Genomic DNA, 10491 nt, shown 5'->3' on the forward strand with positions numbered 1-10491 from the left:
AATCAAGTTACCGGCATAAGTCGGGAAGGCAAAACGTCGTAGCGCAGTAGATCTTCCGGTTGCTCCCGGCGTTGAACTAATTCCGCCACGCCCCCATGGACCAAAACGGCGGCGGGCCGGGGGATGCGGTTGTAATTGGAGCCCATCGAAGCGTTGTAGGCGCCGGTGGAAAACACCACCAGCAAATCGCCACTGGTGGCAGGGGGCAGGGCCAGGTCCTTGAGCAGCACATCGCCCGATTCGCAGTGCTTTCCAGCCACCGTGACCGTTTCGGTGGCAGCGGCCAGGGGACGATTCGCCAGCATGGCGGTGTATTGGGATTCGTAAGTAATTGGCCGGGGGTTGTCGCTCATCCCCCCATCCACCGATAGATAGGTGCGAATGCCTGGAATCTCCTTACGGCTGCCTATTTCGTAAACCGTGACACCGGCCGTGGCCACCAGCGATCGGCCTGGCTCACAGAGCAGCCGCGGCAACTCCAAATCGCGGGCTCGGCAGGCAGCCAGCACCGCCTCCGCCACGGTTTTGACCCACTCCTGGATCGAAGGGGGATCGTCGGAGGCCACATAGCGAATGCCCAGGCCACCACCCACATTCAAATCCCGGATCGGATGGCCCAGGGAGCGGGCCAGCTGGAGCGCATCGGCCATCACCCCAGCCAGGTCGCGATGGGGCTGGAGTTCAAAAATTTGGGAGCCGATGTGGGCGTGCAGGCCAGTGAGCCGGGCCCAGGGGCAGCCCGCCAAATGTTTCAGCACGATCTCCAGCTGGTCGGGATCAAAGCCAAATTTGCTGTCTAGGTGACCCGTGCGGATGTACTCGTGGGTATGGCATTCGATCCCAGGGGTAAAGCGCAGCATCAACTGGACCGGCTGGCTGAAGACCTCTGCCAACTCGCCAAGCAATTCCAAATCCCGCCAGTTGTCTGCCACCACCGTCACCCCCCGCCCTGCGGCCAGGGCCAGTTCCTCCCGGGATTTGTTGTTGCCATGGAAGACGATCCGCTCGGCGGGCATGCCGCCCTCGAGGGCAGTCAGCAGCTCCCCCGCAGACACCGCATCGAGACCAAGGCCCTCGGAGGCCACCAGGGCGGAAATTGCCAGGGAGCTATTGGCCTTCGAGGCATAGATCGCCAACGACGGGCCCGGGTAGTGCTGCTCGAGGGCCTGGCGGTAGGCCCGACAGGTACCCCGCAGGCTGGCCTCATCGAGCACGTAAAGCGGCGTGCCATAGCTACTGGCCAGATCCGCCAAACGGCAACCACCCACGGCCAAGTGGCCCGTGGTTTCGATCCGGGCGGTCAGGGGCGCCAGGTTGCGGTTGGGGCTGGCCAGGTCAAGATTTGGCTCGAGGGCAGCCCCAAAAGCTTTTGCGAATTCAGTGGAAGCCACCATGGCGCCGGCCTATTGCAGCAGTTCAGATTTCAGCAATGGTATTGATGCCCCCTCAAATGGCGATGGGTGTGTTGAAACGGCCAGGGGTACAAAGACGATGACGATTGGAACCATGGGGCATCCGGGCCGGGCCAAACCCCTGGAAAGTGGCGATCTGGAGCACTGCCTCCAGCTTGACCAAAGCTGCCTGGGCGGCATCTGGAGCCGCAGTCATTGGCAAACGGAGCTGGCCGACCCGCACCGGCCGGGCATGGGCATCTGGCTTGGGGCCAGCCCAAATCCCCAGGTGCTGGGGGCGATGGCCAGCGGCTGGCTGGTGGTGGACGAACTACACATCACCCTGGTGGCGGTGGCCCCGCAGCAGCGACGGCGCGGCCTGGGCTGCCAGGTGCTGGGGGCCCTACTGGAGTTGGGCAAGGGGCAGGGGGCCCTCCAGGCCACCCTGGAGGTGGCCTGCGGCAACCTTGCGGCCGTGGCCCTTTACCGCCGCCTCGGCTTTCGCGATGCAGGTATTCGTCGCGGTTACTACCGCAATGGCGACGATGCCCTGATCCAATGGGTGAGTTTGTAGAAATGATTAATTAGGCCTTGATCAAAAGAGCTGCCGGGTTGGGCAGTGGAGTGCGGATAACCGGCTTTTTTTATCGCCTAATCACCATATCTACAGCGAATTAATTATTGCTGGAATGGTTGTGATCGCTTGCCACAACTACTGATCACCCGATTCAGTAGGCCGAACCACACCAAACCCTCCAACCCTGATAGGTTAGTTGCACTTGTAACCGGTCCCGCACCATGTTCGAGAGGTTTACCGAAAAGGCCATCAAGGTGATCATGCTGGCCCAAGAGGAGGCCCGCCGTCTTGGTCACAACTTTGTTGGCACCGAGCAAATTCTGCTGGGCCTTATTGGTGAAGGCACCGGCGTGGCAGCCAAAGTTCTGAAATCAATGGGGGTGAACCTCAAGGACGCCCGGGTCGAGGTGGAGAAGATCATCGGCCGGGGTTCCGGCTTTGTGGCTGTTGAGATTCCCTTCACCCCCAGGGCCAAAAGGGTGCTTGAGCTATCCCTAGAGGAAGCTCGCCAACTCGGCCACAACTACATAGGTACGGAACACCTGCTGCTCGGTCTGATCCGTGAAGGTGAAGGTGTGGCAGCCCGGGTTCTGGAGAACCTCGGCGTCGACCTAGCCAAGGTGCGCACCCAGGTGATTCGGATGCTGGGTGAAACGGCCGAGGTGGCCGCGGGCGGCGGCGGCGGCAAGGGCTCCACCAAAACCCCCACCCTCGACGAATTCGGCAGCAACCTCACCCAACAGGCCGCCGATGGCAAACTCGATCCTGTGGTGGGCCGGCAGAACGAAATTGAAAGGGTGATCCAGATCCTGGGTCGCCGCACCAAAAATAACCCGGTGCTTATTGGTGAACCAGGGGTGGGTAAGACCGCCATCGCCGAAGGCCTGGCCCAGCGCATTAACTCCGGGGATATCCCCGACATCCTCGAAGAGAAGAGGGTGCTCACCTTGGATATCGGCTCACTGGTGGCTGGCACCAAGTACCGGGGCGAGTTTGAGGAGCGCCTCAAAAAGATCATGGAGGAAATCCGCAGCGCCGGAAACGTGATCCTGGTGATCGACGAGGTTCACACCCTGATCGGCGCTGGGGCAGCTGAGGGCGCGATCGATGCCGCCAACATCCTCAAGCCGGCCCTGGCCAGGGGCGAGCTGCAATGCATCGGGGCCACCACCCTCGATGAATACCGCAAGCACATTGAGCGGGATGCGGCCCTGGAGCGCCGTTTCCAGCCAGTGATGGTGGGCGAACCATCCGTGCTCGACACAATCGAAATCCTGCGGGGCCTCAAGGAGCGCTACGAGGATCACCATCGCCTCAAGATCGCCGATGAGGCCCTAGTTGCGGCAGCGACCCTGGGGGATCGCTACATTTCAGATCGCTTCCTGCCCGACAAGGCGATCGACCTGGTCGATGAGGCGGGTAGCCGGGTGCGCCTGCTGAATTCGAAGCTGCCTCCCGCCGCCAAGGAGGTTGACAAGCAGTTGCGCGCCGTGCAGAAGCAAAAGGAACAGGCCGTGCGCGAACAGGACTTCGGCAAGGCCGGAGAACTGCGGGATAAGGAAGTGGAGTTGCGCGATCAAATCCGCTCGATCCTCCAGGCCCGCAAGGACGAAAGCCCAGCTGCTGAAAACTCCTCTGCTGAAAGCTCCTCTGCTGAAAGCTCAGTGGCTGACACCCAGGTAGCCGAAGTTCAGGTGGGCGATGCCGATCGCATGCCGATGGTGACAGAGGAGGACATCGCCCAAATCGTGGCCTCCTGGACTGGCGTACCCGTACAAAAGCTCACCGAAACCGAAACGGCAAAGCTGCTCAACATGGAGGAAACCCTCCACCAGCGCCTGATTGGTCAAGACGAAGCCGTGAAGGCCGTTTCCCGCGCCATCCGCCGGGCCCGGGTGGGGCTCAAGAACCCCAACCGACCAATCGCCAGCTTCATCTTCTCCGGCCCCACCGGTGTCGGCAAAACCGAGCTCACCAAGTCCCTAGCTGCCTACTTCTTTGGCAGCGAAGAGGCGATGATCCGGCTCGACATGTCCGAGTTCATGGAGCGCCACACGGTCAGCAAACTGATCGGCTCCCCCCCCGGCTACGTGGGCTTCAACGAGGGCGGCCAGCTCACCGAAGCGGTGCGCCGCAGGCCCTACACCGTGGTGCTCTTCGATGAAATTGAGAAGGCCCACCCCGATGTGTTCAACCTGCTGCTGCAGCTCCTTGAAGATGGTCGCCTGACCGATTCCAAGGGCCGCACGGTCGACTTCAAAAACACCCTGATCATCATGACCTCGAACATTGGTTCGAAGGTTATTGAGAAGGGCGGCGGCGGCCTGGGCTTCGAATTTGGCGGTGGCGATGCAGATGAAACCAACTACAACCGCATTCGCTCCCTGGTGAATGAGGAGCTGAAGCAGTACTTCCGTCCGGAATTCCTCAACCGCCTCGACGAAATCATCGTTTTCCGCCAACTCAGCCGCGACGAGGTCAAGGAAATCGCCGAGATCATGCTCAAGGAGGTGTTTGCTCGGATGCTGGAGAAGGGCATTGCCCTATCCGTAACCGACAGCTTCAAGGAGCGGTTGGTGGAAGAGGGCTACAACCCCAGCTACGGGGCCAGACCCCTGCGCCGGGCCGTGATGCGCCTGCTCGAAGACTCCCTGGCCGAGGAATTCCTCACCGGTCGAATTGGCGAAGGGGATTCGGCCCTGGTGGATGTGAACGAAGAGAAGCAGGTGGTGATTCGCAAACAGCTCTCTGCCCCTGCCCTACCTGAACTGGCGGCTGCAGGGGTCTAGGCGGCATCAATGTTCGCCAAGGAACAGATCGTGAATGTATCGTTCAAAACAAAACCAGCAAGTCGACGCGTGGCGAGCTAAGATTTAGTTGCCTAGTTGACTAGGTACAAATTCCCTGATCAGGATCCAATGAAAAAAGCCCTAATTTTGGCCCTTGGCCTCTTGGCCACGGCCAGCCCTTCTGCAGTTCATGCTGAGACGCCAGCAGGCAGCCAATCAATTCTCAACACAAGTGCCGGCGTTCTAAATCTGAATGTCAAGGGCACTACCCAGTTCAACAACTCCATGGGTACGAGCCAAAACTTCAACGTTGGTTCCTCAACCAACCTTGGGGTTAACTCATCTGCTTCATCAACCAACGACTACACAGCAACTTCAAGCTCCTTGCTGAACCTTGCTGGTACCAGCACGATGCAGCAGACAATTGGCACATCAGGTGCTGCCAATACAAATGCAAACACGCAGGCTGCAACCGCAACTGCGAATGCAGCATATTCAGCAACCCAGCAAGCCGGCTGGGCAAGTTCATACGAATCCCAAACAGGCGACAAAAAAACAGGCCAAACCAAAGCCCAGTGGGAATCTGGTTATCAAGCAGCTTATAACCAAAACTACGACACTGCAAGCACTAAAATAAATTCTACTGTTAATAGCAGCACCACAGCCACAGATGGCACCATCAGTGGTTCCTTTAAAACCGTAACCACGGGTAACGCCAGCAGCTCTTCTGTTGACAACTATGTCAATCAACAGGCTTCATCATCGGCAAATGCCGCATGGGATACTTCATATTCACAATATTCAGGGAAAAACGCATCAGGAACAAGTGGTTATAAAACTGAAGCCGAATGGAAATCCGCATGGGATACTTCGTATAACAAGTCTCAATCAGATTCCCGCGCTGCTCTTGGCTCTAGCACCACTCAAACCAGTGATGTGACAGTTAAGGGTATTGGATCTGATGCTGCGATCAATGCAGGCGCTACTTCTACGTTTAAATCTGACATTGTTCGCAATCCTCAGACTCAAACAGTATCAGTTACTCCAGCCGCAGCGGGTTCAGCCACAACAACCACAACCAGCCCTCTTGTGAGCACAAACGGTACCGCCAACTCTGGAGCTGGCGCATCCTTGAGCACCAGCTCATTTGCTACTCAATCATCGTCCAACTCCTCTTCAGCCTTCATCCAAGCCTTCTGAGAAGTCGTTCATTAAGATTGAGCTAGGGAGAAGCTTTGCTTCTCCCTTTTTTTTGCCTAGAACCCAGAAAATTACGCAAATCAGAATGGCATTGATCAGATTCTTAGCACTTACTTTCATTATCGCGATTACTTTCCCAATATCAAACGCATTTAGCGCAGATAAATCAAATCCTCACCAAATAATTCAAAATAAAACTGACGACCTAGCGGAAGCCATTAAACTAATAAAAGCAGGTTCCCCCCAAAATGCGCTTAATTTACTTGATTCCGCAGACCCGAGATACCAAAAGGACAATGATTACTACTATTTCATTAGAGCCAGAGCCCTGCAAGAATTAAAAAGAGATTTAGACGCATTTGAAAATTATACAATTTCAATCTACATCAACCCTAAAAGCCATAAAGCTTTTGTGAATAGAGGCCTTACGAAGGGGGCGCTGCGGCAACTTGATGGCGCAATTGAAGACTTCACAAAATCTATACAGATAAAAAACGATAATCCTGTCGCTTATCTTAACAGGGGCGTAACCTATGCAGGCATGAATGATCTTCCAAAGGCATTATTAGATTTTGACAGGGCTTTGAAATACGATAAAAATTACATCGACGCCTACAGAAATAGGGGTATTACACTATTTTACACCAAGCAGAATAAATTGGCGTGTCAAGATTGGCGGAAAGCTGTTTCTCTCGGAGCAAATGATATCAAGCAGTGGATCGTTGCCTACTGCAAGAGCAAATAAGGCTTGCCAAGCCATACCAGTAGCACCCAGCTCGACAAGCCCAATGTTCAAGATCCTAAATCTGCAACTCCCTGAAAGCCGATTCTCAAATCATTGCAGCCATGGGCTGTTCGAGTGTAGACTTGAACGAGTTGGTCTACTCAAAATGAAGCTCAAAAATTTATGGTCTCTGCCTTTAATGGGCCTAGCCATTTCCCCCGTAAACTCTCAGACCCTACCTACGCTCACCACACCAGCAAAGGGTGACACTGTTAACATGTCGATACAATCTGGCAGCAAGTCTTCATTAAGTTTCGGGGCAACAACATCGTTTGGGGTTAATACAAACATAAATACTAATTCAGGCGCCAGTTCAAGTGCTCAAGCTGCATTGGCCCCAGCCGCTGATACCAGTATTAAATTTACATTTGGTGGCACTACTGGGAAAGTAATTGCAAATATTGAAAATTTAAAATCCCAAACTTCTGGCATTGATTCTTCTTCTGGGAAAACTGACATCAGTGGTATCACAGGATCATTTAACATGCCAATAGATCCACTTAAATCAGAATTTAAAACTCGCTCTGCTACACTCCACGAAACATACGGGGCGGGTGGCGTTCCAGGCAATGATGGTAAGCAGTTGCCGATGGGCTCAACGTCAACGGTTGTACTTGGTTCTGCAGCAAGCAATGCAAATATTGTAAACAATTCCAATGTAGACATAAATGCCACTAACTTTACTTCTGTGTTTCTTCAGGCGTATTGAGAATGAACTCTTACAAGTCTACTGCAAAATTCGTTTTATTTTTTTTCATTCTTTTTACACATTCAGCACTTGCTCAGCAATCTCCTGGAATTCAGGACACTAGGAGGTCAAGTTCAACATCAAGTATTTTTTCCTACAAAATTCAAACAACTTACGGAGCAACTACGTCTGGTCAATCTAATGGTAACGTCGCCATCGACGCGGAAGCAGTTCTACGTTTGAAATCTGGAACTACAATTGTTAACAAAATGGGAGATGCAAACGGAAATGCATCGGCAACATTTTTTGCAACTCCTACAGGGGGTAATGTAGAGATATCTGGAATTACCGGGGAAAACATTTTTCTCATAGATGATGGGACTTATTTCCGTTCTTCTCTTACCTCTATTGATGGTCCCGATTCCAATGCTGCAAGCAGCGGATCATCCTCAGCTACTGCCGTTCATACAACAACCATAAGTGTCGAGAAAGGATTTGTAACGTCTGAAAACTACTTTGCTCAGACTTTCTAGAGAGTCAGTTTATGTTTTATTTCTCAATTCGCTTAAACTTTTCCCGAAAAGTCACAGGCCTCCTACTCTTAGGTGTTTTTTTATCTCCACTCGCTAGTGCCCAGCCATCCAATAACAGTTCATCCCTGACAAATTCAGCAGCACCTGCTGCATCTTCCGTCACGACAGGGGGTACAAATATAAACTATCAAAGCAATAATACCTACCAAAATGAATTTGGATTTGCCCCTGGCATTTTTTGTAGGACACCTACTGTTTTTATAGGTGGAAGTTATGGAGAGGCCTCGCTGGACGCATACGATCCAGTTCAAAAAAGTGGTAATAACAATGCCAACTTTAACGTTAATGCTGGCATTGCCATTCCATTCGGTTCGCCAATTATAGATTATTGCAAGCAATTGGCCGGTGCTACTGCTCGAGACAGGGAAATTTCATCTCAACTATCTATGCTGCGAACGTGTGCCCAGCTCGAAAAGGATAATCTTAGCGTTGATGCAGATATATTTCCAATGTTAAAACCGTGCACTTTGGGCTCTTTTAATACATCACAACCCAAGCCAAATCAAGCGGGGAAATCCCTCGCCAATAGTCAAGAAAGACCTAGCAATTCCAATACATTGCCAGCACTAAAGCCTAGGACGACAAGGGAGCTATAATTGAAATTTTTTCGAGCCATTTGTACAAGTTGTTTTGTGTGCTTAGTTGACACCAGCGCAATCGCACAGCTTCCTGCCTCACAAGAAGAGAGCCAACTAATTGTCTATTGCAATTCGAACATGGACGGCACTGGTTTTTGCCAACGCGTTGACGATGGCCAATTAATAAGTTGTACATCCATACCAGGTGCGACAATTCAATGTCTAAACCTTGCAAAGAAAAGATTTGAGTGCTTGCAATTTGGAGCAATCCTAGCTAGCCAAACACAATTCACCTGCTTGCCAATGCAGTCATCAAATTTGATCCAAAGCACAAATAACATTATCAATTCCGGTAATAACTCTATGTACAAAATAAATAGATCTTCAACAAAATCTAGTATCAAGTCCAAAAATGATTTCGAAGATGCCTTCTAGCCTTATTTTTTCATTGCCCAAGCCACTCTCCCGCATTTTAATATTTGCAGCTGTATTTTATGCATGTTCCCGTTCGTCCGCAACGCCTTGCATACCAACCGATCCAGGCGACAATAATCCTAATAATTTGTGTCCGCAATTTCCCAGCCACGGTATGAGCATCAATTCAAATAGTTTTCGCCAAGGCTTTGCATCGGATGGGTTTTATGGATATGCAGCAGGTCCATTTACTCCAGGAACTCCTATTCAAAATGGTCATCAACGACGAACCCCCATAGATCCTCAGCTAGGCGCCAACGGCTATTGGACCAAAATCGAAGCGAAAAATGGTTCAACTACCACGGTTAATACCAACACTGGTAAATCCTGGACCATCCAGGTAGGCCCTCAATAGTTAGTTTCTACGCTCCCATATTAGAATTTCTACAGACAGATTTTAAGTTGTTTTGGAACCACACACTTCAAGGCACTGGATTTCGCCCTCACAAATCCTTCGCGGACCAGAGGCCTGGTTAATGGCATTGCCTGTCATTAGGGCCATAACTGATAGGCCTATGGTCCTTGGTCGCAGTGCCGCCACCGCCGCCCTGAGGCAGCAATGCCAAGGTGATTTGGAACTGGCTGGCCTGGTCTGCCGCTCCGCCCAACTCCAGTTCGACTGCTGTGAAGACGATCTAGCCGCCCTCGCCCCCCAGGCCCTCGCCGCCCAAGTCGATGCGGTGATCGCGATTGGCGGTGGCAAGGTGCTCGATGCGGGAAAACTCCTGGCCCATCGCCTTGGCCTGGCCTGCATCACGGTGCCCACCAGTGCCGCCACCTGTGCGGGCTGGACCGCCCTCGCCAACATCTATTCGCCCGGGGGGGCCTTTGAGGGCGATGTGGCCCTGGATCGCTGCCCAGATTTACTGGTCTTTGACCATGGCTTTGTGCGCCAAGCACCGCCCCGCACCCTCGCCAGCGGCATCGCCGACGGCATGGCCAAGTGGTATGAGGCCTCGGTGAGCAGTGGCGCCAGCAGCGATGGCATGGTGCAGCAGGCGGTGCAAATGGCCAGGGTGCTGCGGGACCAACTGCTGCTGGAGGCGGAAGCGGCGATGGCCGATCCCGATTCAGAGGCCTGGGTGCGGGTGGCCGAGGCCTGTGCCCTCAGCGCCGGACTGATTGGCGGCATTGGTGGTGCCCGCTGCCGCACCGTGGCCGCCCATGCCGTCCATAACGGCCTGACCCAATTGCCCGCCAGCCATGGGCTGCTGCACGGCGAGAAGGTGGGCTTTGGAATCCTGGTTCAGCTGCGCCTGGAGGAGCTGATCGGCCAGAACCAATTGGCGGGCCAGGCCAGGCGGCAATTAATTCCCCTGTTTCGGCAGCTGAAACTGCCCGTGGAGTTGGGCGATTTGGGCCTAGCCAACGCCAACTTGAACGAGCTCCAGCAGGCCTGTGCCTTTGCCTGCAGGCC

10 protein-coding genes are annotated in these 10491 nt (G+C 53.4%); 9 read left to right on the forward strand and 1 reads right to left on the reverse strand.

All coding sequences use genetic code 11. The features are described from left to right. Positions 1-2: 2 nt before the first annotated feature. Positions 3-1394: a diaminopimelate decarboxylase gene (gene lysA, locus KBY58_RS02235; protein WP_255002649.1), complete on the reverse strand. Its 1392-nt coding sequence runs from the start codon at positions 1392-1394 to the stop codon at positions 3-5. On the opposite strand from lysA, the gene KBY58_RS02240 reads away from it, so the two are divergent. From KBY58_RS02240 to KBY58_RS02280, 9 genes are all read left to right on the forward strand, one after another. After that, entirely contained in the window at positions 1393-1965 is a 573-nt protein-coding gene (locus KBY58_RS02240) for a GNAT family N-acetyltransferase (RefSeq protein ID WP_255002650.1), read from the forward strand. The two genes, lysA and KBY58_RS02240, sit on opposite strands and share 2 nt — an antisense overlap. 224 nt (positions 1966-2189) lie before the next feature. Beyond that, positions 2190-4757, forward strand: a complete 2568-nt coding sequence (locus KBY58_RS02245; protein ID WP_255002652.1) for an ATP-dependent Clp protease ATP-binding subunit — start codon at positions 2190-2192, stop codon at positions 4755-4757. Between the two features lie 129 nt (positions 4758-4886). Beyond that, on the forward strand, positions 4887-5957 hold the full coding sequence (locus tag KBY58_RS02250; RefSeq protein WP_255002653.1) for a hypothetical protein: 1071 nt from the start codon (positions 4887-4889) through the stop codon (positions 5955-5957). Between the two features lie 52 nt (positions 5958-6009). Further along, positions 6010-6702: a tetratricopeptide repeat protein gene (locus KBY58_RS02255; protein WP_255002654.1), complete on the forward strand. Its 693-nt coding sequence runs from the start codon at positions 6010-6012 to the stop codon at positions 6700-6702. A gap of 145 nt (positions 6703-6847) precedes the next feature. Further along, on the forward strand, positions 6848-7450 hold the full coding sequence (locus KBY58_RS02260) for a hypothetical protein (protein ID WP_255002656.1): 603 nt from the start codon (positions 6848-6850) through the stop codon (positions 7448-7450). A gap of 2 nt (positions 7451-7452) precedes the next feature. Continuing rightward, positions 7453-7962: a hypothetical protein gene (locus KBY58_RS02265; protein WP_255002658.1), complete on the forward strand. Its 510-nt coding sequence runs from the start codon at positions 7453-7455 to the stop codon at positions 7960-7962. Positions 7963-7973: 11 nt separating this feature from the next. Beyond that, a complete protein-coding gene (locus KBY58_RS02270) occupies positions 7974-8618 on the forward strand; it encodes a hypothetical protein (protein WP_255002660.1) in 645 nt (214 codons plus the stop codon). Between the two features lie 406 nt (positions 8619-9024). Next, a complete protein-coding gene (locus KBY58_RS02275) occupies positions 9025-9429 on the forward strand; it encodes a hypothetical protein (protein ID WP_255002662.1) in 405 nt (134 codons plus the stop codon). 52 nt (positions 9430-9481) lie between these two features. After that, positions 9482-10491: iron-containing alcohol dehydrogenase (locus tag KBY58_RS02280; RefSeq protein WP_255002663.1), on the forward strand; the 1010-nt coding region annotated here is incomplete at its 3' end.

Source organism: Cyanobium sp. HWJ4-Hawea, from assembly GCF_024345815.1.
Taxonomy (GTDB): domain Bacteria; phylum Cyanobacteriota; class Cyanobacteriia; order PCC-6307; family Cyanobiaceae; genus Cyanobium_A.